This is a genomic window from Tautonia marina (genome assembly GCF_009177065.1).
Lineage (GTDB): Bacteria > Planctomycetota > Planctomycetia > Isosphaerales > Isosphaeraceae > Tautonia > Tautonia marina.
In genome coordinates this window covers 1-24,054 of sequence record NZ_WEZF01000007.1, presented here as the reverse complement: position 1 = coordinate 24,054, position 24,054 = coordinate 1, and the positions used below count along the sequence as shown (strand labels likewise).

Here is a 24,054-nt window from a genome sequence, read left to right as displayed (position 1 = left end):
GCGGGGCGTGTCATCCGGATTCGACCGACTCGCCCGATCGAGCGTCCAGCGACTGCACGCGCCGGATGTACCCTTTGGAATCAAACTTCTTGCGCGTGCTTTCATAACTCATGAAGCGAACGGTGCCGAAGATCGGCCGCTCGGGCCAGGGGCGGTCGTGCAAGCCGCCGATCGCCCAGGAAACCCCGACATAGCCGTTCGGATCGCGGCCGTCCATCTCGTAGCGATCGTTCAGGTCAAGGGCGATGTCGAACGCGGTTTCTGCGTCGGGGCTCCATTCGAGAATTTTCTTGGCCCAGTACATCCGAAGGTAGTTGTGCATGCGTCCGGTGAGCACCATCTCGCGTTGCGCGGCGTTCCAGAGCGGGTCGTGTGTCTCTCCCGCTTCCAACTCCTCGGCCGAGTAGCGGTGCGGTCGAGGGTCGTCGGCGTGCTTGGCCAGGGTCTTGAGCGCCCAATCCGGGCAGCCCTCCAGCCGGTCGTAGTTCGGATTGTGCGTGACGTAGTTGATTGCCAGCTCGCGGCGGACGATCAATTCTTCCAGGTAGGCGTCGATGTGCTCCTGCCCGGCGTCGCTCTCCTTCGCCGCCAGGGCACAGGTGATGGGGCTAATGTGGCCGAAGTGCAGGTGAGCCGACAGTTCGCTGGTCATGTAGGGGGTCGGCTCGTTCCGAGCAGTCGCATAGTGCGGCAAGCGATCGCTGACGAAGCGTTCCAATCGCTTGCTGGCCTCGCTCGGTCCACCGCGATATCCCGGCACCTCACCGACCCCCTTGACCTTGATCGCCTTGAGCAAGGCGTCGGCGTCGATCGTTTCACCCTTGGGTAATCTCCGGCCCCGCCACGAGGTTTCCGCGACCCTTGATGGCCCGAAGGGCTGGAGGTACGTGTCCCAGACCCGATGGATCTTCGGTCGAATCGTCCGCGCGGCGTATTCCTGTTTCGAAAACAGCGAGGATGGAACGACCACATCGCCATCGACACATCGAAACGGCAGGTCAACCTGTTCGGCCACGCGGTCCCGCCATTGGCGGCCGATCCGGACCGGATTCTCGTCTCCGACCAGGAAGGCCGGTTCCACCTCCCGGCAAAGCGAGGCGATCACCTCATCGGGCGAGCCAAGCCTCAAGACGAACGGAACGCCACGAGCCCTCAGTCCTCGTTCAATCTCCGGCATGGCGTCGAGCAAGAACCGATACTGCCTTCGCTGCGCTCCCGGATAGTTGGCCGTCAAGCCGAAGGCCGCCAGAACGGGAAGATTCAGGGCGTTTCCCAACGCGATGGCCAGATCCAGGGCTGGGTTGTCCTCCGCTCGTTGCGATCGCTGCATCCAGTAGAGTACGCACGAGCCGGAAGGCGCCGGTTCTCCCGATCGAACGATCCGGACTCTCGGGTTCGGTTGCAACAGTTCCTCGATGCCAGCCACTGCCGTACCTCTTCGCACGAAGATTCGCCGTCTGCCGAACCGGTGTCCTTTGACCGAACGATTGTAGGACCGGGGCAAGCGCACCCCTTTCTCCAAGATGATCGAGAAGGGACATTGACCGAGGATGGTGTGAATTCACATAATTTTCATCACCTCTCCTGGATTCGACGTTTACAATGCTTGCGGCTCAAGACGGTCGAGGATGATCGCTCGAGCCTCCTTCCTTTCCTTGCCCCGGGCGTTGTGCGCCCGGAGTCCCTTTCGAATTTTCGCCCCTGCTCAACCCTTCGAGGTTCCAGGATAGATGTCCCCCAGCGATTGTTCCGGCCATCGTCGCGGATTCACCCTCATCGAATTGCTCGTGGTCATCGCCATCATCGGCGTCCTCATTGCATTGCTCCTCCCGGCCGTGCAGTCGGCCCGAGAGGCCGCCCGACGCGCCCAATGCACGAACAACCTGAAGCAAATCGGGCTCGGACTGGCCAACTACGAAAGTAGTCATAACGCCTTTCCTCCCGGTCGGCTCCAGCCGGATCGGACCGACTCGGCCGGGAACCCCGTGACGGGTCGGTACACCAGCTATGGCTCGGTGCCGGGCAACTGGACCGGCAACATCTCGGTCCACACGCACATCCTGAACTTCATGGAGCAGGTCAACGCCTACAGCGCCATGAACTTCTCGGTGGCGACCTCGAACCGCCTGACGACTGGCGGAGTCGTCTCAAACGCCAATTTCACCGCGTACTCGATTGCCTTCAATGTCTACATCTGCCCCTCCGACGCAAACACCGGTCGAGTCGTCGGTGAGAACAACTATCGCTACAACTTCGGCGGTTCACTGACCCACGGAGGAGCGGCGACCTGGGATAACAATGCCGTACGAACCGCCCCCGGCAACGGGGCCTTCACCTATGGCCCTTCACTTCGCGTGGCCGACTTCACGGATGGCCTGAGCAACACCGCCGTCTTCTCCGAACGCATTAAGGGGAGCGGAACCGATCTTTCCTCCAACCCTCCCACTCCCGCCGACATCATCACGTCTCCTCAGCGGCAGACCACCCCGGTTTCCGAGGCGGATCGCGACCTCCATTTCCAGGCCTGCGGGGGTTATGTCCGCGTGCCTGACCGTTTCCACTTCAATTCTATGGGGCGGTTCCTCGATGGCAGCGACTATGTGAACGGATGGCCGACCGCTGCCTACTCCGGATCGCTCTATAACCACGTCGCCCCGCCGAACTGGAACGGGCAGGACTGCGGCATGGCCAGTGCCATTGCCGATGTTCCCGGCGAACACGCCATCGTCTCGGCCCGCAGCGATCACCCGGGCGGGGTGAACGTTCTGCTCGGCGACGGCTCGGTCAAGTTCGTCAAGAGCACCGTTAATGTCTTCACCTGGAGAGCATTGGGCACGCGCAACGGTGGCGAGGTCATCAGCGCCGACCAGTATTGAGCCGCTCGGTTGCCCCAGAACTTCCACCCGATCTACCTTCTCGACGCCCGGGGCGGGTTCCGCCTGCCCGGGCGTCGTTGCCGGTGCCCCCAGGACGCTCTCTTGAGATGAACACCCTCATGCCCGCTCAGAATTCGATTCGATCGCGCGTGCTGACCCTCGGCGTGGTCGCGTGCTGCCTTGCCGGTTGCGGTGGACCTGGCGAGGTCTCGATTGCCCCGGAAGACAACCCGATCTTCGGTCAACACGACGGCCCGCTCGTCTCACTTCCTGACGGCGGAGCCGTGGAGGTCACGACCGAACAGGTCGGCCCCCAGGCCCGCGTTGTGGCCTATTTCTATCAGAATACGGAAACCTACGACCCGCTCACTCCGGCCCCGAGCGATGTTTCCGTCGAGCTGGCGCTTCCCGGTGGCGAATCCACCACAATCACCCTGACTCCCGGAGGTGGCGAGGCCCGCTTCGCCTCCTCTCCTGGCGATTATGTCTTCGACCCGTTCTTCGGGACGATCAATGCCACCGTGCAAGGGCAACCGGTCTCGGTGCCCTTTGCGGGGGGCCAGTAACGGGAACACCTGGACCGATGGATGACCTCACGCCGACGCGCCGGTCCGTTTCGCCCGGTTGGCCGCGACGGTGGTGGGGTCATTGTAAGGTCGCAACGGAGCATCGCCACGGAGCACCCGGACCACATCCTCGGCAACCCAGGTGGCCATGTTTTTCAGGCTCTCGATCGTTTGCGCCGCACTGTGAGGCGTGAGCATCACGTCGGGCCGACCGATCAGCGGATGGTCATCCGGCGGGGGCTCCTCGGCGAAAACATCGGCTCCGTAGCCCCAGAGTCGGCCCTCGTCGAGTGCTACGGCCACCGCCTCCTCATCGACGACGGGACCGCGACACGTGTTGAGCAAGATCGCATCGGGCTTCATCAGAGTCAGCGCCCGGCGATCGATCATCCCGCGAGTGCTGTCGTCGAGGGGAACGTGCATCGTGACATAATCCCCTTCGCGGAGCGCCGTCTCGAAATCGACGCGGGTGGCACCCGCCTCGGCCTCGACCTCGGCCGGTGCGGGCACGATGTCGTTGTAAAGCACTCGCATCGAGAAGGCCGTTCGGGCGATCCGGCCCACGACTCGACCCACGTTGCCGAAGCCGACAATGCTGAGCGTCTTTCCCTGGATGTCGCGGCCCATCAGCTTTGTGCGGTCCATGAACCGCCCTTCCTCAAGGGCGATCATCTGCTGAGGAAAATGTTTCGACAGGCCGATCATGAACGCGAAAACGTGTTCGGCAACGGCCTCCTTGTTCGCGCCCGGGGTCGAAACGACGAGGATTCCCCGCTCGGTCGCGGCGGGCACGTCCACGTGATCAACGCCGACGCCGTGCCGTCCGACCACCTTCAGTTGCGGGCCGGCGGCGTCCATCAAGGCCGCATCGATCCGACCGTAAGTTCGTGTGACGATCGCGTCGGCACCGGCGACCTCGCGGTGCAGGATTTCGGGTTCGAGCGACGAGGTCATGACGACATCACCGGCCTCGTGCAGCAGGTTCATGCCGTCTTCGTGCATGTGGGTCATCATGAAGATGCGGGGCCGGTCGGGCATTGGTCTTCGATTGCTCGCCATCGTGGGGGAATCGGGATGGGTTCGTCTTCGAGGTTCCTACCTTAGCAAAGCCCGATCGTCGAGGCCACGGAGGGAACCCATCTTGAGGTCCCTTTCCGCGCGATGATTTGGCCCCGACCGAGGTTTTCGTTACCATAGGTGCAGTCTCAAGCCCGAGGTGACGTTAGGACGGTTACTCATGCGCCAGATCGGTTCGCTGCCCGAAGAGCAGGCCCTTCGCTTCGCGGATTACCTGCTGACGTTGGGCATCACCTCTCGCATCATCGGAGGGGCCGACGGCTGCGCGGTCTGGATCCATCGCGAAGACCAGCTTGACCTGGCCCGCGACGAGCTTCGTCAGTTCCAGGAAAATCCGAACGCTCCCCGTTATCTCGACGCTCGCCGCGAGGCCGAAACCGTTCGCCGCCGTCGGGAAAAAGAAGAACGCGACTACCAACGCAGGACCGTCGATCTCCGAAACCGGCTTCAAAATCCCGCTTCGATGGGACCCGTGACCCGGGGCCTGGTCACCCTCTGCGTCGCCCTCTTTCTGTTCAACTGGCTCGTGTATCGGGGGAATTCTCTCTCTCCCTTGTCGAACGCACTTTACTTTTCCGAATGGTCTGTGACCGAAGACCGGCAGCTCGCCAACCGAGGGCTCGCCCCCATCGCCGAAGGTCAGATCTGGCGTCTCGTGACCCCGACGTTGTTGCACGGCAACCTGATCCACCTGTTCTTTAACATGTATATGCTCGTGCTTCTTGGGGGGGCCGTCGAGCGCCGCAGGCGAATGGGAGAGTACGTATCTCTCCTGCTCGTCGCGGCGGTGCTGTCCGACATGGCGCAGTTCTTCCTGCCCGACCTGTTCACGGTCCCTTCGGCTCGGGGGCCGAATGCTCCCTTTGTCGGAATGTCGGGCGTGCTGTACGCTCTGTTCGGCTACGCCTGGATGCGCGGGAAGTACGATCCGGACTCAGGCCTCCAACTGCACCCGCAAACCGTCATCCTCTTGCTGGCCTGGCTGGTGATCTGTGCCTTCAATTTGCTTGGGCCGATCGCCAACACGGCGCACGTGGCCGGTCTGATCGTGGGGATCGGCTTCGCCTTTGCGTCGATGGCTCGTGATGGGGTCTTCCGGTGAGTCGGTCGGCTTGGATGCTCGGTTCTGATGGACGGCGAGGTTTTCGCGTTGTGGCCTTGCTGATCTTGCTCATCGGCCTGGCATTCCGAGCCGCGTTGATGCTGCCGTTCCGACACGAACCCCCGAGCGATCCCGACAACTATCTGGTGCTCGCTCGGTCGCTGGCCGATGGTCAGGGTTTCCGCGTTGCCGACCGACCGACCGCCTACCGACCTCCGCTTTATCCCCTGGCTCTGGCTCCGGGAGTCACCCTCCTCGGCCTGCCGGCGACGGCCTGGGTGGTCACCCTGCACCTGGCCTCCGGTGCGGTGGCCATTGGCTTGACCGGCCTGGCGGCTCGCCGCTGGGGATTACCCGACCGAGCGACGGCCCTGGCCATGATTGTCGTGGCCTGCGATCCGGTCCTCGTGTCCCAGGCCCGCGGCGTGATGACCGAGCCGATGGCGTCGGCCCTGGTCGCGGCCGTGCTGGCATCGGTCGGTCCCGTGCCAACGATCGGCGAGGCCTTGCGAACCGGCCTGCTTGCCGGGCTCGCCGCCCTCTGCCGTCCCAGCTTGCTCCCCGCCGCGCTCCTGATTGTGACGGCAGTTGTCTTCCTCTCGCCGGGCCGATGGCTGCGTCGAGCGGTCCGAGGCGTGGTCATGCTGGCGGCCCTAACCCTGACAATGGCTCCCTGGGCCATTCGCAACGCCGTTGTCCTGGGTTCCCCCGTCTGGACGACCACCCACGGTGGCTATACGCTTTTTTTGGCGAACAATTCTGCCTATTACGATGACGTGCTCAAAGGGCCGATGCCCGTCTGGACGGGACCGAATCAGGCTCGTTGGTTTGCCGAGGTCAACCAACGGGCCGAAGGAATGCCGGAACCGCAGGCCGATCGCTGGTTTCGCCTCCAGGCGGTGCGGGTCATGATCGATCGTCCGACCGAGGCGGCGCGGGCGACCCTCGAACGGGTTGGCCGATTCTGGGCGGTGGCTCCCTCCTCGGCCGTCTATTCCCGGGGGCTCCGGTGGCTGACGGCCGCCTGGACGATCCCGCTCTGGGGGGTGCTCGTCCTCGGCCTGGTTCGTCGATCGACGTGGCAATGGCCGCGCATCGCGGCCCCGATGGCGTTGCTCTCGCTGGCCCTGGTTCATAGTCTTTACTGGACCGATCTCAGAATGCGTGCTCCGGTGGTTCCCGCGATCGCCCTGGTCGCGGCTGGGGCGCTTGCTTCCGAGCGGTCCCGGCATCCCTGTCACACGCGGCCCGCAGCGACGTAATCTCTGGGCCATCTGGCCCTTGCCAGCATGCCGCGTTGGAGTGATTGGGGGGCTTCGGTGGATCGCAGGGCATGGTTCGATCGCCCACCCGGAGCCGCCGAGGTGGCGGGGGAGTCGGTTGCGTCGCCGACCTGGATTGGTCAGACTCGATTGCATCGGCGCTCAAGTCCTTCGCTCTGAGACCGTTGGGCCGGTCCGGGGCCACCGATAGCCTGTGTCCATTCAGGATGTTGCGCGATGTCCGATTTCGACTCGGAAATGCTGCTCGAGCGGGCGACCCTGCTCGGGCTGATCTCTCGGGATCAAGCCAACGAGGCCCGGATCGACGCGCAAGACGGTTCGGTTGAGTCGATCCGCCGTGCCTTGATGCGGAAACAGTTTCTCACCAGTTGGCAGGTCGATAAACTGCTCAAGGGAGAGGCGACCGGCTTCTACTACGGGGGCCACGAGGTCCTCTTTCACCTGGCCGAAGGAACCTTCGCCCGCGTCTATCGTGGGCGAAAACAAGGCTCCGGCGAACCGGTCGCCATCAAGGTCCTTCGCCAGCGCTTTACTCAGGACCCCGAAGCCGTCGAGCGCTTCAACCACGAAGCCGAGGCCGGCATGAAGCTGGTCCACCCGAATATTGTTCGCATCTATGATTACGGCGCACAAGATAATCGCTATTACATGATCATGGAATTCGTCGAAGGTTCCAACCTTCGCGATTTCCTCCGCTTTCGTCACCGCCTTGAGCCGGCCGAGGCCATGCCCCTGATGCTTGGCTTGGCCCACGGGCTGCAGCACTCGTTGAGCAAGGGAGTGACCCACCGCGACCTCAAGCCGACCAATATCCTCATCAGCTCCAGCGGTCAGGCCAAGCTCGTCGACTTCGGTCTGGCGACCATTGAGGGGGACGAGCGCAAAATGGCCCAGGCTCACGGCCAGCGCACCGTCGATTACTCGGCCCTCGAACGCACCTGCGGAAGTCAGAAAGGGGACCCGCGCTCCGACATCTACTTCCTTGGGTGCGTGTATTATCAGATGATCACGGGTCGGCTTCCCTTGCCCGAGGTCGAGGCCGACGACTTTCTCGCCAAGATGCTCAAGCGCAGTTTCGGTGCCATCAAACCGATCAGCGAGATGGACCACGCTCCCGATCCGGAGCTCTGCCGCATCATCGAGAAGATGATGAAGATGGACCTCACCAAGCGGTACCAGAACATGAAGGAGGTCGTTTCCGATCTCGAAGCCTATTACCTCGAAATGACCGGTCAGGCCCCGCCCAAGGCCGCCGTCGAGGCCGAGGAAGACTTCGACATTGAACGTCTCTTTATGCGTCGTCGCAAGGAAGATGAGGCGGCCCTCGAAGCCGGAGCCACACCCACCCCCGATGAACCCCTGCCGGATGACGAGGACTTCGAGCTGGGCGTGGCCGCGGAACCGACCCACGACGATGCCCCCTACGAGGTTCCTGCGATCAAACAACGTCGCGTCCTCTGCGTCGAAGCGCAGGATTCGATCCAGGACGCCTTCCGCAAGACGCTCTCCCGCATGGGCTACCGGGTCCTGATCGTCGGCGATGCCGAGCTCGCCGCCGAGCGTTACCGAGAGGCGCCGGTTGATGTGGTGATCTTCGACATCGACGGCCTCGGGACCAACGCCCTCGATGCCTTCATCGACATGCACGAAAAGGCCCACGAAGACGGCCACGAACTCCACGCCCTGGTCTTGCTCGGCCCCCGGCAAGGACACCTTGCCTCCCGACTTCCCAAGGACGACCGTTTGATCGTGCTCGTCAAACCGATCAAGATGAAGCAGGTTCAGGACGCCTTGAGTCAGCTCGCCCCCGTCCAGGCGGGTTGACCCGTTGGTTGAGGCGGGGCAGGGGAGCTGCCTTCCTTGATCGTGAGTGATCACGAACGGATGATCAGCCTCCCCCCCCTCGTTTCTGGATCGGGATTCCCATTGCTTTCATGAGCATTTGCAGGTCTTCCCACGTGTCTTTCTTGGCCGAGGGGTTGCGCAGCAAGTAGGCCGGATGCCAGGTGGCGATCGTCGGAATCCCCTTGTAGCGCTGCCATTTGCCCCGAAGACGGCCCATGGGCATCGACGTGTTCAGCAAGGTCTGGGCGGCCGGCTTTCCGAGCAGACACAGAAACTCGGGGCGAATAATGGCGATTTGCCGTTCCAGGTAACCGATGCAGTTGCGCACTTCCTCCGGCTCGGGATCGCGATTGTTGGGCGGTCGGCACTTCACGATATTGGCGATGAACACATCCGCTCGCCTCAGACCCATGCCCTTGGTAATCATGTCGTCGAGTAGCTTCCCCGCTTTCCCGACAAAGGGACGGCCGGTTTCATCCTCGGTCTGACCTGGCCCTTCCCCCACGAACATCAGGCGAGCCGAGGCGTTCCCCTCGCCGGGAACCGTGTGGGTCCGATTGGCGCAGAGGACCTCGCACCGAGAGCACTCGGCGATCTCCGCGGCCAGCACGCGAAGGGCCTCCGGTCGTTCCTCGGGCGGAACAACCGGCTCGGTGATCCCTGGTTCGTCAAAGAGCGAACCGAGCGTTGCGGGAATGGGAGAGGGTGGTGTCGGGGCCGCCGGCCGACGCCGAGGCAGGGGGGTGGCGGTCGGTACCGGTTCGGACTCCTTCGGCTCCGGACGATTGTCGACCGGAGCTTGGGCCGTCTCGGCTCGGGCGATCCGAGGCACGGCCGGGGCGACCGCTACGGGCAGCATCTCGGGAAGCGGTCCCAGCGCAGCCCGGTCAATTCCCGCTCGGGCCAGCGATTCGAGCCGCTGGCGGATCTGTCGGATCAGGCGTTGGTGGTCACCGTCCATGCGTGTCACGTCCGATATGGAGAACCATCACTTGATTGCGCTTCGGAATCCGAGGCGATCGCTCAGGACGACCGGTGAGACTCGGAGCCGTTCGTCTCGGGTCGCATCTGGGTCAGACCATGCCAGGTCGTGGTGATCAGCCGGGCTCCTCGGTCGTAGGTCAGATACGAATAGGCCCACTGAATCATCACGAGCAAGCGGTTCCGGAACCCGATCAGAAAGAAAAGATGCACAAAAAGCCAGAGGAGCCAGGCCGGTAATCCGGAAAACGTCAAGCCCCGCAGATCGGCCACCGCCGAGGCGCGCCCGATCGTTGCCAGTAACCCTTTATCGACATAATGGAACGGTTTCCGGGGTTTTCCCGCGATCTGTTGAAGAAGACTTTTTGCAGCATATCGCCCCGCTTGCATGGCGGCCGGGGCGACTCCGGGAACCATCTCGCCATCCTGGAATTTGGCCATCAGGTCGCCGACCACAAACACCTCGGCATGGCCGGGAATCGTCAGGTCTGGTTCGACCTTCACCCGCCCCGCCTTATCCAACGGCGCTCCGAGGCCCGTTGCCAGGGGAGAGGCGGCCACCCCTGCGGCCCAGATCACCGTGCGGGCCTCGATCCGCTCGTCACCAATGTTCACTCCTTCGGGATCGATGTGCGTGACCCTGCTGTTGAGTCGAACCTCGACCCCGAGCTGTTCCAGTTGCTTGCGGGCCGATTCAGACAGTTCTTCCGGGTAGGCCGCCAGCACCCGAGGCCCTCCCTCCAGCAAGAGGATGCGGGCCTGAGTCGGATCGATCCGCCGAAAGTCTCGGGCGAGCGTTTTCCGGGCGACCTCCGAGAGCGTCCCCGCCAGCTCCACCCCCGTTGGCCCCGCCCCGATGATGGCAAAGGTCAGCGCAGCTTGGCGACGGTTCGGGTCCGATTCCCGCTCGGCCACCTCAAACGCCGAGAGCACCCGGCGACGGATTTCCAGCGCATCCTCGATGCTCTTGAGCCCAGGGGCATCCTTTTCCCACTCGTCGTGACCGAAGTACGAATGCCCTGCGCCGGTTGCGACGATCAGGAAATCGTAGGGAATTTCGCCGTGATCCAGCCGCACGACCCGACGCTCCGGATCGATCGACTGGACCTCTCCCATAAGGACGCGAATGTTCTTCGATCGTCTCACAATCCGACGGATCGGCATGGCGATGTCCGCCGGATTCAAGGCCGCCGTGGCCACCTGATAGAGCAACGGCTGAAACAGGTGGTGGTTGGTCCGGTCGATGACCGTCACGTCCACCGCCTTGCCGCCAAGCACCTTCATGGCTGCCAGACCGGCAAACCCCGCCCCGAGGATTACGACATGGGGACGATCCGGGCGATCACCGTGCGAAATCGATGAATCAGTCATCATTCAGGTCGGCGCATGAGTCGGTCCCTTGTGGGAAGTCCGTGCGACGGCTCATCACCGGCGAGCATCCACCAACGCCACCGAAGCCAGACGCTACGATCCAAAGGAGCGATGATTGGGAGCCGTCCCCCATCCCGATCCGATCAGGGCTGGGGAACGAGCCGAGCGGGCCGCTCCTCCTCGGCCGGAGGGCGGAACTCGGTCCGCAGCCAGCGGTTCCAGGCTGAGACATCGTATCCCAGATTTTCGCCGGTCAGTCGCTCCAGGGCGGCCAGGACCTCGACGTTGCGGTGCTGGTACGGGCGAACCACTTGCCGAGGAACCGGAGGGGCCGGCACGGGTGCGGTCACACCACCGACATTCCCAACAACCACGCCGGTCCCCTGGCCGCGGTACTGGAAAATGGGGACGGCCTGGGCGCCAAAGGCAATCGCCCCGGGAGCCACGGCCGGCCCCGTCAGCACCGGGATGCTCGGGCCGCTGCCGAAGCCGAAGGCCGGACCTCCCGAGGCGCCGAAGTTCACCCCCATCCCCATGCCTCCCCCGACCGGCTCACTCGGAACCAGCACAGTCTCGACCCGTTTCTGCACGCTCACCAGGGCCGGAATTAGCTTCGGCACCGCTTCGGTGGCCCCCAGACCCGCCAGGGCCCAGGCGGCTCGACCCACGCGGTCGGGGTCCGGCTTGCTCAGTTCTCGAATCAACTTCGGAACGACCGTCGGCTCCTGGCGCCGGGCCAGCTCGTTCAGCATCGTCAGCCGGACCTGTCGATCCTCTTCCCGAACCAGCAGATGCACCAGGCCCGAGTCGGCCATCGGGTCCTGAATGGTTCCCAGGAGCTGCGCCAGAATCAGCCTCAGCTCCACCCCTTGCCGACCAAGCCGGTTGACCAGAGGGACCACGGCATCCGGATCATTGATCTGCCGGAGCTGCTGCTCGGCCTCGGCCCGATCGGCGGGGGCTCCTTCCAAAAACGTCTTCACCAGCAGGTCGATTCGACGGGCCCAGGCCTCCTGAGACTGCGTCATCCGCTGCTGTTCGTTCAGGTCTTCCTTCGCTTCCGGAGTGACCCATCGGCCGCCATGCTTGACCAGGCCTTGCAGTTGCCGACGCTCGTCGTAGGTGATCCAGCGTCCGTCGAAAAAGACCCGCCCGAGCTTCTTCTGGGCCAGGGCGTGATGCTCGTCCAGCTCGACGGCTCGACCATGATGCACCAGGGCCGGACCCGACAGCCCTTGCTCCTCGCACCAGAGCCCCAGCTCGAAATGGGCGTCGGCGCTGTCCTCAATCGTCTGGCGGCGCTTCAGGTAGTCGTCCATCGGAGACGCTTCAGGAACAATCTGCTCAATCTGATCGCGCCGAAACACATACGGCCGAGACGCGGTCGCCGTGTAGATCTCGACGTACCCTGGACGATCCTCGATCGGTACGACTGCACCGTGAAGCGTTCCGCCCCCTCGGATCTTGACCTGATCGGCCTGGGCCTCGCCGGTCGAGCCGACCAGGACCGCTGCCAGGGCCGCGACCCATGCTCCTCCCGTCGCTGTCCGGTTGCGTCGCATCTCGACCCCCCCGTTGAGTCTCGCTGGGTGCCCATCGCGCGAGTCTGCGAAGACTTGCCGATCAACTCGTCGATTTTACGACCCCGACCACGACATCGGCAACCAAACGTCTTCAGTTGTTAAGTGGCGCAAGCTCTGGGGTTTCGGAGGTTTGCGTCGCAGAGTAGGGTTGTGGCGAGCGGACGATGCTCTCTCGGTTTCGCCCCCAGCCCTGGATGCCGTTCGGGCTTCGGCTCGACCGGATCAGGCGATTCAGGGTTGCTCGGGGGGGATGATCCGGCCGTGCGGATCGGCGGCGGGAGCCTCAAGTGCGGCGTCCAGCTCGGCGCGGAGGCCGGGGCCGATGAAGTGCTCCAGGCGCTCGGCTGGGTCGTGTAGATGGTCGGGGGGCAGGTCGAAGTGCGTGCTCAAATACGACTCCCAGAGCCGGTGAGCGCGGACCAGCTCGCTCGCCTCCGCCCGTCCTCGATCGGTCAGGGTGAGCTCGCCCGTCTCCGAAGCGCGGACGAATTCCCCTCGCCGCAATTGCCCGACGGCAAGGACCTCGACCCATCGATCCGCGATTGAGGTCGCCGCGGGGGCCTCAGGCCCGGCCGGCGAGGGAGACTCCGGCGCGTGCTCCTCGGCCCGATAAAGCCGGGCAAGGGTGTCCTCTCGGGCGATCCGCAGCGACAGCCGAAGCCGCGTGATGACTCGGGCCAGCATCCCCTGGTTGGGTGCAAGAATCACGGCCACCGCGAACAAGCTGCCCGCCACAACCGCCATCATGCCCGCCACGCTCGAATTCAAGGCCACTGCTCCGCGATACCCGAGCGCCGAGGCCAGCACTGCCACCCCCGAGGCCGCCAGCATCATCTTCGGCAGCCGATTGCTGAGGAGATGGGCCGTGGCCGCCGGTACGATCAGCATTGCCACGACCAGAATCGAGCCGACTGCCTCAAACGCCGCCACCGTCGCCCCGGCCACCATCGCCATCAAGGCGTAATGGATCACCGTTGCGTTGATCCCCACCGCCGTCGCCAGCGGGGCGTCGAACGAAACGAGCAACAGCTCTTTCCACAGCAAGGTCACGAACCCAAGTGTCACCAGGGCGACCATTCCGAGCGCCCAGAACGACCGGGGCACCTCAATCCCGCCGATCGGCGTACTTTCCAGCGGGGCCAGCTCAATCAGCCCGTACAAGACGCAGCCAGCGTCGAGGTCCACATCGCTCGCCGCTTGGGTGATCAGCAACACCCCCGCCGCAAACAAGGAGGTGAAGACCACTCCCAGGCTCGCATCTTCCGGCACCTTGCCAAGTCTACTGAGCAACTGGGTCAACACCGCCGTCAGGATGCCGACCACCATCGCCCCGATCACAATCGCCGGGCCGATCAACTGGCCGCTCAGCAAGAATCCCAGCGCAATCCCCGGCAAGACCGCGTGGCTGATCGCGTCTCCCAGCAGGCTCAACTGCCGGAGCACGAGGTAACAGCCCAGAATCGCACACGGCACACTCGCCAGCACACCCAGCACGATCGTCCAGCGGCCGATCTCGTCGCTCACCGCCAGGGCCCATCCGCTCGGCACCAAAACGGCCAGCAGTGGGAGGATGGTCCCCCGTCGTCCCGACATCCACCCCGGACGTGTCAAGGATTCAGACGACTCGTTCATCGTGCCGGCTCCCTCCGCTCAAGCTCGGGCAATCGGCCGGTGTCTCGAAGCCCTTGCTCCAGCTCGGCGATGAGATCGGCCGGCAGCACCTCCACCGTTTCCTGAGACAGGTCAGCCATCGTCCCCGCCAGTTCCGGAGCGTGCAGCAAGAACTGCTCCCAGAGCCGTTGATCTCGGGCCACGACCCTGGCCCGTCGCAATCCCTCATCGGTCAGGGTCATCAGGATCCCCCCCGAATCACGCTCCACACGAAGCGCCCCCTGGCGAACCAGGCGAGCCAGAATCGCCCTGCGTCGTCGCCGGTGCGTGCCGTTCCGACTGAGTTCTTCCGCGGTGTTGATTGCTCGAACGCTCGGCAGGTCGGGCTCGACCAGATCGTACAGCCGGCGAAGCATCGCCCGATCATCGAGCGATCGCCGGAACCTCCAGGCCGCCACCGCCCGGCCGAGTACCCCTCGCTTGGGCGCGACCAGCACCGAGAGCAGAAACACCCCCGCCCCCACCAGCACGATGATCGGACCGGCCGGCATCCCCGCATATCGAGCACTCAGCGCCGTGCCGATCAACCCGATCGACAGCCCGAACACCGTGGCCAGCACGAGCAACGGGCCGAGTCGGTCGGTCCAGAACCGCGCCGCTGCCCCCGGCAAGATCAACAAGGCCGCCATCAAGACCACACCCACCATCGGCAAGCCGAAGACGACCGCCAGGGCGATCAAACCCATCAAGAGCAAATCAAGCCGCAAGACCGGCCAGCCTTGCACCCGAGCAAAGTCGGGGTCGAACACCGTCAGCTTGAATTCCTTGTACGCCAGCAGAATCAGGAGCAGACTGACCAGCGAGACACCGCCAATAATGAACACGTCTTGCCGGATGATCCCCGCCGTCTTACCCAGAATATACGAATCGAGCCCCGCTTTGCTGCCGACCCCCGGCGTATTCTGGACGATCCGGCTCAGCACCACCCCCGCGCCGAAGAAAACGCTCAGGACAATGCCGATCGCCGCGTCTTCCTTCACCCGCGTTTTCGATCGCAAACCCGAGATCACCGCCACGCCCAGCAGACCCGAAACCAGGGCCCCCGCCAGCATCGCCGGCAAGTTCCGCTGCCCGACCACCAGAAACGCCAGCGCCAACCCCGGCAGGGCCGCATGCGCCAGGGCGTCTCCCGTCAACGATCGCCTTCGCAAGACGGCGAAGCTACCCACAAGCCCGGCATTCGCCCCCAGCAGGCCAGTGCCGAGCAAGACAATCAGCGTGTTGTACGTCAGAAACGAGGGAGTCATGAGCAACGCTCCCACCCCCATCGTCTGGGGTTCGCATTGACCCCTTCCGGGGCTCGTGCTAGACAACAGCCTTGCGATCGTCCGCGCGCTGAGAGGACGTTCCCCACGCTCAATCCTTGCCAGGAGGGTTGTACCGCATGCTGTCGCGGATGATCTCCTACGCCGGAAATTTTGAAGATGTCCTGCTCCGTCGCGCCTTTGCCGATCAATCGACCGGCTTTTTCATCGATGTCGGTGCGTACGATCCGGTCGACGGTTCGGTCACCAAGCATTTCTCGAACCTTGGCTGGCGAGGGATCAACATTGAGCCCGACCCCGCCCCCTTCGCTCGCCTGTGTGAGGATCGGCCAAACGACATCAATCTGAACCTGGCCATCTCGGATCGCGCAGGAACGCTTCGCCTCTACACGGCGGAAGGGGCGGCGCATCCGTCGGTCGATCGAAACTTGATCACCGGATGGTTCGGCGCCCGACCCGAGGATCTCCGTGAGATCGAACTGCCCGCCACCACCCTCGCCGCGGTCTGCGAGGCTCACGTTCCCGCTGGTCAGACAATCGATTTTCTCAAGATCGATGTCGAGTCGCATGAATACGAAGTCGTGATTGGGCACGACTGGGAACGTTGGCGTCCTCGGGTTCTGATCGTTGAATCGTATGCCCCCGAGCGCTGGGAGCCGACACTCTCGGCCGCCCGTTACCAATTCACGCTCTTTGACGGAATCAATCGCGTCTATGTCCGAGACGAAGACGCCCACCTGATCGCCCCCTTGAGTGTGCCCGTCAACCAGACCGACAACTTCGAGATCTTCGGCTACGCCCAGCAGATCGCCGACCTGACCCATCGCCTCGACTCGTACCGGCAAATCGGCCCTCGAGCGCTGAACCTGGCCCGTTGGCTTCACGACCGGGCGGCGCGCCACCCACGTCTTGCCGCGATCGCCCGCAACTGGATCGGCCGCGAGGCCGGGTGATCTCACTTCGCGCTGCGTCACTGACTTCGTTCCCTGGCCTGGACCGCCGCCCCCGCCGCTTCGAGAATCGCCAGCCGACCGCCGTAGGTCTTGCGCAGGTTCTCGGTCGTGAAGGTCGCGGCGGTTGGTCCATGAGCAATCAGCCGCATATTTAAGAGAATGGTGTAGTCAAAATATTCGGGGACGGTCCTCAGGTCGTGATGCACGACGAAGACCGTCTTCCCCGCGGCGCGAAGGTCCCTGAGCAAATCGAAGATAACAGCCTCGGTCGCGGCATCAACTCCGGCCATCGGCTCATCCATGAAGTAGACCTCCGCCCGCTGGGCCAGCGCTCGGGCCAGGAAGGTCCGCTGTTGCTGCCCCCCGGAGAGCTGCCCAATCTGACGATCGGCCAGATGCAGCAGGCCGACCCGGTCCAGGCACTCCTGCGCCCAGGTCTGTTCGGCCTTGCCCGGTCTGTGGAACCAGCCGAGCTGCCCATAAGTTCCCATCAACACCACGTCGAGCACCGTGACCGGGAACTCCCAGTCCACGCTTTCACGCTGCGGCACGTAGCCGATCCGACGCCGCTGGGCCGACACCCGCTTGCCAAGCAGTTGCACCGAACCGCTCGCCATCGGCACGAGACCAAGAATCGCCTTGATCAGCGTGCTCTTTCCTGCACCATTCGGCCCGACAATCCCGGCCAGACAGGGCCCTTCGATCGTCAGATCGACATCCCAAAGGACCGGCTTCCGTTGATAGGCGACCGTCACGTCGTGGACGTCCAGCACCGGGGGAGGGGGGGCCGAGTCCGAGGTCGTGGTCGCACCCTCGGCCGCGTCGGTCTGATCGAGGAACGATGCGGAATTCATCGCAACGCCTCCGTGATTGTTGACACGTTGTGTCGGACCATGCCCGCATAGGTTCCTTCAGGAGTACCCGGCGCTCCCATCGAATCGGAAAACAGCTCTCCCCCAATCCGGACCCGATGGCCCCGCGCGGCACAGCCCTCGACCAGTGCCCGAACGTTGCGATCGCTGACGCTCGCCTCGACGAACACCGCCGGCACCCCTCGATCGACCAGCAAATTCACCAGCGCGTTGATCTCATGCACACCGGCCTCACTCTCGGTACTGATCCCCTGAATCGCTTCGACCTCGATTCCGTAGGCCCGCCCGAAATAGCCGAAGGCATCGTGGGCCGTGACCAGCAACCGTTGCGATTCGGGAATCGCCACGATCTTCTCCCGGACCTCCTCGTCGAGCCGGATCAACTCGTCTCGATAGCGTTCGGCGTTCCGAGCATACTCCGAGGCAAAGGATGGGTCGAAGCCGGCCAGGGCGTCTCGGGCCACGCTGACCACGTCGGCCCACAACCTCACGTCGAACCAGACATGCGGGTCCACCTGCCCTCCGCTAGTTTCGAGCAACTCGCCCGACGCGATCCCGTCGGCCAGGGGGACCGAGGGCTTGCTCCGCCCAAGCCTTGCGAACACCTCGCCCATCTTGCCTTCAAGGTGCAACCCGGAAAACACGATCATGTCGGCACCTGACAGGGCAATGATGTCTCCCGGTGACGGCTTGTATAAATGAGGGTCTACCCCCGCCCCCATCAAGACCGTCACCTCGACCCGATCGCCCCCGACCCGCTCGACCACTTCGCCCACCATGCCGGTCGAGCAAACCACCCGGATCGGTCCTGATCCCGTAAAAGGTTCCGCGCCTCGGCTGCTGGATTCCGCCCGTCCTCCGCATCCCGATACCGCCAGAACCATTGCAATCAGTGCGGCCCGCACGACCGGAGAGCGATTTTCGCCCCGACTCCTTCCCTGCCGCCCATTCCATGCAACAGTGAAACTGGTCAATGCCCTTCGCGGATCACGAGCCACGGCAATCAATCCTTTCTCCTCAGATCGAATCACTCGAATTCAAGTCTACGCCACCCTCACGGGAGACGCAATTCAATTTTTTGGGAGCCCCAAAACATTCGGTCGGTTGATTTCGGCGTGGTTGCGAATGCCTGGACGATGAATCGCGGCGGGTTGGATCAAACACGGTTCCGAAGCATAAAGGAGCGAGTAATGTCCCGAAGGTTCAGGATGGCCCTCGGTCTGTCGGTGCTGCTGGTCATGGCGGGCAGGGCAGAGGCTCAGGGGTGGAGGGTGATCGATCCCACCCCACAATCCTACGTCGGTGGTTACGAGGTCCTGCCGGGCGATGCCGTCGCCTCGACTCCTGCGGCCCGCTACGGGCGTCGCGTCGCTTCGGGGGGGCTCATTGAGACGGCCGCGCGGCGGATCAACCCGTTCGCGGCCCCCTCAAGAGCCGGGAATGTTGCCTTTGCTCCCCAGATCTATCGCCAGCCGCCCAGCGTCCCGACCACTCAGGTCCGGCGGCCCTTCTTCGGAAACCGCGGCCCGGGATACCGGATCATCCAGCCCTCGACACCCCTCGGCGTGCCGACCACTGGGGCGATTCCCGGCGCAAACTGCCCGACCTGCCCGAAGTGAGGTATGGTTAGGTGGTTCAGCCGCCAGGCACTCCTCACCGAGCGCCTGGCGGTCGGTCTTCCCTTCCTGGGAGGTCAGATGATCGGAGCGGCTTGATTCGTTCCGAGGTCCGTGTCACTTAGGATCGTGCCTCTCCCGACTTTCACCTGGAGCACCATTGAGATGAGGCAATTGATGGTCTCGGCCTTGCTCGGAACCGTGATCGCACTGGGAGCGGTCCAGGTCAGCCCGGCTCAATCCGTGGATCTGACCGGCGCTCCGATGGCCGCCCCGATCTACGATCCTCCGGGCTACTACGGCATGGCCTGGGGGGTGCCAAGCTACGGGGTTCCCCGCACGCACTCGAATTTCGCCACGCCGTTCGGTGGGGTCGGATACGGATATGGGTATGATCCGTATGTGCTGCTTCCTGGATCCTTTGGGGCCTCGCTCTGGCGGCCCGGATCGGCCGATCCGGGCGATTACGCCGCTCCGGGCCGCTACAGTACCTTCCCCATCGCTCGGGGAGGGGTCACGCCTCCGTCGGGGGTGCCGGTCGGCTACTATGCTCCCGCCCTTGGCCCGCCGATCGTTGTTCAGCCCTGACCAGCGGCCAACCGATCACGATGATGCCTGTGGGGTGAACAGGATAATCTCGACCCGGCGATCGGGAGACGTTCCCTGAGGCTCGGCCGACACCATCCGAGGCCGGTGCCGGCCGAACCCGACCGCGGCCACCGTCCTCGATCGAAACCAGCCGGCCGAGTTGATCCCGTGGTTCTCGACCAGATACTCGCGGATCGCCTCGGCCTGTTGCTGGGTCAGACGCTCGGCCATCAGGTCGTCCAGCGAGTTATCGGTAAACGAAGCGATCACCACCTCGGTCGTCTTCGTCAGATGTTCCTTGGTCCACTCGGCCACACTGTTCAGCTGATCCCGCCCGGCCTTGGTTAAGACGGCTCGACCCGGATTGAACAGGTCGGATTCGGAAATCGTCATCGATTTTCGGCTGGCGTTGGGTCGGTAAAGTGCCAGGTCTCGGTCGTCGTAACCGCGTCGGGAGAAATAGCGCGAGATGGGCCAGGTATTCTTTAATGCATCTAGATTGTCTTGTATGTCGGAAAGGGTCTGTTCGCCGCGGTCAGTCAGGCGGACCAGCCGGTTGACGGGTTCGTCGTCGGTCAGGAGCCGGCCGAGGGTGCCTTCACCGCCTCGAATGGCCGAGGCGATGGCGTTAACCTCGGCCAGACCTTCCTCGGCCGAACCGGCCACGTGATCAAGCCGTTCGAGCGCCTGCGACGCCTTCTGCATCAGGTCGGCCAGTTCCATGGGGCGAACGCTGGCAATCAGACCGCCGTCGGGCAGGACGTTGGCCTCCGCGCTTCCGGGGTGAATCTCGACGACCCGGGCGCCGACGACCCCCTGGGTGACGATCCTCGCCTCGGCATCGGTCCGGATCAAGGGGCGAAGCCGGGCATCGATCCGCAGGGTCAGCCGAACCGGATCGCCTGGGGTTGAGGGTGGGACGATCGCCTCGACCACCCCGGCATCGACCCCCTGCACGAAGACCCGGCCTCCAGGCTCTAGCCCGCTGATCGAATCGAACGCGGCGGAGAGCTGATAGGTGTCTTGCACCTGCCAGTTCTTCCCGGCCACCTGGACCGCGCCGAATCCGGCCAGCCCCAGAATGCCCAGGCAGAACACCCCGTTGACCAGGGCCCGCAGCGGGCCGATTTCTCGATGCATGGCAGACGTTCCTTGGTGCTCGATCCGATCGGGGAAGGGTGGTGCGGAGTCCCCGTCGCCCGCGTCGATTCGCCTGTGTGAATTCTATTGTACGACCCAAACCGCCCCGATCGGTCAAGAGGAGTCCTGAATTCCCGTCGGTTACCCGACCCACCCGACCGCCGCCGTCCCCCACTGGATCAAGGGAACGAGCAGCACATTGGCTCCGAAGATGAGCAGGACCGACGCGACCACTCCTCGGGTGGCGGCGCTGCCGATCGCCTCGGTCGAGCGCTCCGACCGCAGGCCGACCCAGCAGCCGACCAGGCCCACGATCAGGCCGAAGATGACCGTTTTCAGCGTGCCGGGAACCACGTCGGCCAGCCTGAGATAATCGAGGCAGCGCTCGGCATAAGCCTGCGCCGAGAGGGAGCCGCCGGTCAGCTCGGCCGCCAGGCCGCCGAGCAGGGCGGCCGTGTCGAGCACGATCGTCAAGAGCGGCACCGCCAGGGCACAGGCGACGACCCGAGGGGCCACCAGGCTCGGGATGGCCGAGGCACCGAGGACCTCGGCCGCATCGACTTCCTCGGTCAAGACCTTCGAACTGAGCTCGGCCGCCAGACCCGCCCCGAGCCGGGCGGCCACGAGGATCGACGCAAGCATCGGGCCGGTCTCGACCAGCACGGCCGCGGCCAGGACACTTGGTAAGGTCGCCTCGACCCCGTACCGGACCAGCAGGCGGCGGGTCTGGAGCCACGAGACCAGGCCAATACTCAGGCCCGCCACCGAAACCAGGGAGAGACTGCCCCAGGCCACGCGCTCGAACTGGCGGAGCACCTCGCCGGGTCTTCGGACGATCGCAACCGGCGCGGCCAGAATCACCCGAAGGGCGAAGTCGACAAATCGACCCAGCCGGATCAACCCGTCAATCGGCATGGTCGTGTCCTTCACCCGTGGCAGGTGGACTTGGCTTCAGGCGGTTTCCGAGGCCCTTCGCTTCGAATCGGACGCCGACCGATCCGAGGATCGCCCGGTCCCCTACGACCTTGCTCGCAAGGCGCACGATTGGGAAAGATGGGGAGGTCATCGATGGTCCCGTATGATAGGATAAACAAAAGGGTTCATTCGGTTCTCCCTTCGGCCAGGTGGTCCTCCGCCGACGGCTGAGGGGAAGCGTTTGTGGCGACCTGTCTTCCTCGTTCAATCCCATGATTCGCTGATGGCTCACGCACCGCTGCCGCTGGAGAACCTGTCGGACTATCAGGCCGAGCTTCGGACCGATCTGCTTCGGGTGGCGCTCCGAGATGGTTGGGATCGGGTTCTGATGACGCTGGGTTGGATTCACCTGGTCTTCTTCGCGGTCCATCAGTGGGCGGCGATGGCCTTGAACGCCAAGTGGCCTCACCTGACCCTCTGGCCGGCGGAGCTGCTTCTGGTGCTGGCGTTGTTCAACGCGATGCTCGGCAAGGGGTGGACGAAGACGTCTCCGTTGATTGGAATTCTGACGCGGGTCTGGGCCACGTCCCTGATCATTGGCTTCAATGCCGTGACACTCAACGGCATGACCGGCCTGGGGTTCCGCTGGTACTTTCTTGTCTGGGCCGGGCTGGCGACGTTCGGATTTGCCACGACCGCCTGGCTGTGTGGCATCCGGTTTTTGATTCCGGCCGTCTTGATGTACTTTGTGGGGCTGGCAATGGTGCCGATGATGGAGTGGAGTTTCCTGATGATCGGCGTGGCCTGGTGGGCGATCCTTCAGGGGATCGCCCTCTCGCTCCGCCGCGAGCGCCAGCGACGGCCGGACCTGGTCGAGGCGGACCCGAGCGCATCATGACGAACCTGTCCGCCGCCGATCGGGGAGAGGCAGGGGACGCGCCTCCCGCCCGGCTTCATGTGGTGCTGTATCAGCCGGAGATCGCAGCCAATGTCGGGGCGGTCGGCCGGACCTGCGTGGCGGCCGGGGCGATGCTCTGGCTGATCCGGCCGCTCGGCTTCCTGATCGACGATCGCCGCATCAAGCGGGCCGGGTTGGACTACTGGGAACACCTCCGCTATCGGGTCGTCGACAGCCTCGACGAGGTGGCCGAGGCAATCGGGCACGACCGCTTCTGGTCGTTTAGCACGAGGGCCTCGACTCCCTACACGCAGGCCCGCTACCAGCCCGGCGACGCCCTGGTCTATGGCCCCGAGAGCCGCGGCCTGCCCGCCCGACTGGTTGAGGATCGGCCCGATCGGGCCGTCCGCATTCCGATCCGGGGCGAGGCAAGGAGCCTGAACCTGTCGGTTTCGGTTGCCGTCGGCGTCTTCGAGGCGGTCCGACAGTTCGACGCGGAGGGGTGATCGCGCCGCTTCGTTGAGAAGCCGGTGCGCCCCGGTGCGCTGCGAAGACAGGCGTCGGTGCGCCCTGGTGCGCGAGGTTGCGATGACGGAATCCTGTTGTGGACATGGAAGTTCCGTCAAAATAGCCTGGTTCGTTTCGGGAAATCGGTCGAGGGGGTGTCCCGGTCGTTCGGCCCCGGTCACACCGGGGGAGGGATGACGTGTTGTGCGCGCCGGTGCGCCTCGAAAACGGGGCGTGGTGCGCCCCGGTGCGCACCCGAATAAGAGACGAAAATCATTGGTGTGAAACGGGTTTTGGGAAATTGTGGCTGGTTCGTTTCGGGAAATCGGCGTCGGAATGAGATGGGGTGACGGTGACGGTGAACTCCTAAGGTGCGACGGACGCGGTGGTGGGCTCGGGTGCGCCTCCAAAACGGGGTGTGGTGCGCCTCGGTGCGCGGGGCATTTTTTGGGGTAAAGCACTTCCCTGAAAGAAGTTGTGTTGCGGTTTCGGGAATTCGTTTCGGGATCAGGGTGTGCTGCTCACAAGACGCGATATTGCGTTCAGGAGTGTCGATTACAGAGACAGAGACACTTGCTGAATGACGAGGGGATGGGGGCGAATTGCCAAAGATCGGGGGGAGGGGCGCAGAGCATCCCCGTCTGAAAGGATCGGGAAAATGGGGAGGTTCAGTCACACGGTTTGAGGAATTTGAGGATTGGGCCGGGGCACGAGAGAGAGGACAGCGTACGCGTCGAGATCGTCGGCCCGAGGCCCGAGGCTGTTGGTCGCCCTTGACCCGGACTGCCAGGGGATCGGGGGCAGATTGCCCGTCGGGTCGCGGCGCAAACGAACGACGCCGCTCCGCCAGAGGGCGCGGAGCGGCGTCGGGGAGGGAATGGTGTCGGCCCGAGGGAGGGGGAACGGGCCGACGCGGGAGGTTGCTGGAGGTCTAGCCGATCGGAT

General features: G+C 64.0%; 22 protein-coding genes. 10 read left to right on the top strand and 12 right to left on the bottom strand.

Going from position 1 to position 24,054, the window contains the following annotated elements; translation table 11 throughout:
* Nucleotides 1-10 precede the first annotated feature (10 nt).
* Entirely contained in the window at nucleotides 11-1,426 is a 1,416-nt protein-coding gene (locus GA615_RS10155; RefSeq protein WP_152051189.1) for a deoxyribodipyrimidine photo-lyase, read from the bottom strand.
* Nucleotides 1,427-1,730: 304 nt separating this feature from the next.
* Between GA615_RS10155 and GA615_RS10150 the strand changes: the two genes are divergently transcribed.
* Both GA615_RS10150 and GA615_RS10145 read left to right on the top strand, forming a co-directional pair.
* Complete coding sequence (locus GA615_RS10150) at nucleotides 1,731-2,876, top strand: DUF1559 domain-containing protein (RefSeq protein WP_152051188.1); 1,146 nt, start codon at nucleotides 1,731-1,733, stop codon at nucleotides 2,874-2,876.
* Nucleotides 2,877-2,983: 107 nt separating this feature from the next.
* On the top strand, nucleotides 2,984-3,442 hold the full coding sequence (locus tag GA615_RS10145) for a hypothetical protein (protein WP_152051187.1): 459 nt from the start codon (nucleotides 2,984-2,986) through the stop codon (nucleotides 3,440-3,442).
* Nucleotides 3,443-3,469: 27 nt separating this feature from the next.
* On the opposite strand, the gene GA615_RS10140 is transcribed toward GA615_RS10145, so the two are convergent.
* A complete protein-coding gene (locus GA615_RS10140) occupies nucleotides 3,470-4,480 on the bottom strand; it encodes a hydroxyacid dehydrogenase (RefSeq protein WP_152051186.1) in 1,011 nt (336 codons plus the stop codon).
* 199 nt (nucleotides 4,481-4,679) lie between these two features.
* On the opposite strand from GA615_RS10140, the gene GA615_RS10135 reads away from it, so the two are divergent.
* The 3 genes from GA615_RS10135 (at nucleotide 4,680) to GA615_RS10125 (ending at nucleotide 8,728) form a co-directional block, all read left to right on the top strand.
* Nucleotides 4,680-5,621, top strand: a complete 942-nt coding sequence (locus tag GA615_RS10135) for a rhomboid family intramembrane serine protease (protein ID WP_152051185.1) — start codon at nucleotides 4,680-4,682, stop codon at nucleotides 5,619-5,621.
* 50 nt (nucleotides 5,622-5,671) lie between these two features.
* The gene (locus tag GA615_RS10130) at nucleotides 5,672-6,883 is read left to right on the top strand and encodes a dolichyl-phosphate-mannose-protein mannosyltransferase (protein WP_152051184.1); all 1,212 of its coding nucleotides are present in this window, start codon (nucleotides 5,672-5,674) and stop codon (nucleotides 6,881-6,883) included.
* A gap of 237 nt (nucleotides 6,884-7,120) precedes the next feature.
* Nucleotides 7,121-8,728 carry a serine/threonine protein kinase gene (locus tag GA615_RS10125; protein WP_152051183.1) on the top strand — a complete coding sequence of 536 codons (1,608 nt, stop codon included), beginning with the start codon at nucleotides 7,121-7,123 and terminating at the stop codon, nucleotides 8,726-8,728.
* 64 nt (nucleotides 8,729-8,792) lie between these two features.
* On the opposite strand, the gene GA615_RS10120 is transcribed toward GA615_RS10125, so the two are convergent.
* The 5 genes from GA615_RS10120 to GA615_RS10100 form a co-directional block, all read right to left on the bottom strand.
* Nucleotides 8,793-9,710, bottom strand: a complete 918-nt coding sequence (locus GA615_RS10120) for a uracil-DNA glycosylase (RefSeq protein WP_152051182.1) — start codon at nucleotides 9,708-9,710, stop codon at nucleotides 8,793-8,795.
* 62 nt (nucleotides 9,711-9,772) lie between these two features.
* On the bottom strand, nucleotides 9,773-11,101 hold the full coding sequence (locus GA615_RS10115; protein ID WP_152051373.1) for an NAD(P)/FAD-dependent oxidoreductase: 1,329 nt from the start codon (nucleotides 11,099-11,101) through the stop codon (nucleotides 9,773-9,775).
* 143 nt (nucleotides 11,102-11,244) lie between these two features.
* Nucleotides 11,245-12,663, bottom strand: a complete 1,419-nt coding sequence (locus tag GA615_RS10110) for a HEAT repeat domain-containing protein (RefSeq protein WP_152051181.1) — start codon at nucleotides 12,661-12,663, stop codon at nucleotides 11,245-11,247.
* Between the two features lie 252 nt (nucleotides 12,664-12,915).
* Nucleotides 12,916-14,316 (bottom strand): metal ABC transporter permease, encoded by a 1,401-nt coding sequence (locus GA615_RS10105; RefSeq protein ID WP_152051180.1) that lies wholly within the window; start codon nucleotides 14,314-14,316, stop codon nucleotides 12,916-12,918.
* Nucleotides 14,313-15,602 carry a metal ABC transporter permease gene (locus GA615_RS10100; RefSeq protein ID WP_161602265.1) on the bottom strand — a complete coding sequence of 430 codons (1,290 nt, stop codon included), beginning with the start codon at nucleotides 15,600-15,602 and terminating at the stop codon, nucleotides 14,313-14,315. Before GA615_RS10100 ends, GA615_RS10105 begins: the two co-directional genes overlap by 4 nt.
* A gap of 137 nt (nucleotides 15,603-15,739) precedes the next feature.
* On the opposite strand from GA615_RS10100, the gene GA615_RS10095 reads away from it, so the two are divergent.
* Nucleotides 15,740-16,573: an FkbM family methyltransferase gene (locus GA615_RS10095; protein WP_152051178.1), complete on the top strand. Its 834-nt coding sequence runs from the start codon at nucleotides 15,740-15,742 to the stop codon at nucleotides 16,571-16,573.
* A 17-nt stretch (nucleotides 16,574-16,590) separates the two neighbouring features.
* Here the strand turns inward: GA615_RS10095 and GA615_RS10090 are convergent, their stop codons facing one another.
* Both GA615_RS10090 and GA615_RS10085 read right to left on the bottom strand, forming a co-directional pair.
* Nucleotides 16,591-17,427, bottom strand: a complete 837-nt coding sequence (locus GA615_RS10090; RefSeq protein ID WP_152051177.1) for a metal ABC transporter ATP-binding protein — start codon at nucleotides 17,425-17,427, stop codon at nucleotides 16,591-16,593.
* Nucleotides 17,424-18,242 carry a metal ABC transporter solute-binding protein, Zn/Mn family gene (locus GA615_RS10085; protein ID WP_201750154.1) on the bottom strand — a complete coding sequence of 273 codons (819 nt, stop codon included), beginning with the start codon at nucleotides 18,240-18,242 and terminating at the stop codon, nucleotides 17,424-17,426. The genes GA615_RS10090 and GA615_RS10085 overlap by 4 nt, the downstream gene beginning before the upstream one ends.
* A 411-nt stretch (nucleotides 18,243-18,653) precedes the next feature.
* On the opposite strand from GA615_RS10085, the gene GA615_RS10080 reads away from it, so the two are divergent.
* Together GA615_RS10080 and GA615_RS10075 are read left to right on the top strand one after the other, a co-directional pair.
* Nucleotides 18,654-19,064, top strand: a complete 411-nt coding sequence (locus GA615_RS10080) for a hypothetical protein (protein ID WP_161602264.1) — start codon at nucleotides 18,654-18,656, stop codon at nucleotides 19,062-19,064.
* Nucleotides 19,065-19,226: 162 nt separating this feature from the next.
* On the top strand, nucleotides 19,227-19,649 hold the full coding sequence (locus GA615_RS10075) for a hypothetical protein (RefSeq protein WP_152051175.1): 423 nt from the start codon (nucleotides 19,227-19,229) through the stop codon (nucleotides 19,647-19,649).
* A gap of 15 nt (nucleotides 19,650-19,664) precedes the next feature.
* On the opposite strand, the gene GA615_RS10070 is transcribed toward GA615_RS10075, so the two are convergent.
* Together GA615_RS10070 and GA615_RS10065 are read right to left on the bottom strand one after the other, a co-directional pair.
* On the bottom strand, nucleotides 19,665-20,789 hold the full coding sequence (locus GA615_RS10070; RefSeq protein WP_152051174.1) for an MlaD family protein: 1,125 nt from the start codon (nucleotides 20,787-20,789) through the stop codon (nucleotides 19,665-19,667).
* A 141-nt stretch (nucleotides 20,790-20,930) separates the two neighbouring features.
* Nucleotides 20,931-21,704 (bottom strand): MlaE family ABC transporter permease, encoded by a 774-nt coding sequence (locus GA615_RS10065; RefSeq protein ID WP_152051173.1) that lies wholly within the window; start codon nucleotides 21,702-21,704, stop codon nucleotides 20,931-20,933.
* Between the two features lie 283 nt (nucleotides 21,705-21,987).
* Here GA615_RS10065 and GA615_RS10060 point away from each other — a divergent pair, with 283 nt between their 5' ends.
* Both GA615_RS10060 and GA615_RS10055 read left to right on the top strand, forming a co-directional pair.
* Nucleotides 21,988-22,602 carry a hypothetical protein gene (locus GA615_RS10060; RefSeq protein ID WP_152051172.1) on the top strand — a complete coding sequence of 205 codons (615 nt, stop codon included), beginning with the start codon at nucleotides 21,988-21,990 and terminating at the stop codon, nucleotides 22,600-22,602.
* A complete protein-coding gene (locus tag GA615_RS10055) occupies nucleotides 22,599-23,108 on the top strand; it encodes a tRNA (cytidine(34)-2'-O)-methyltransferase (RefSeq protein WP_152051171.1) in 510 nt (169 codons plus the stop codon). Before GA615_RS10060 ends, GA615_RS10055 begins: the two co-directional genes overlap by 4 nt.
* A 673-nt stretch (nucleotides 23,109-23,781) precedes the next feature.
* Here GA615_RS10055 and GA615_RS28120 read toward each other — a convergent pair.
* The coding region (locus GA615_RS28120) for a hypothetical protein (RefSeq protein WP_235905301.1) at nucleotides 23,782-24,054 on the bottom strand (273 nt) is incomplete at its 5' end.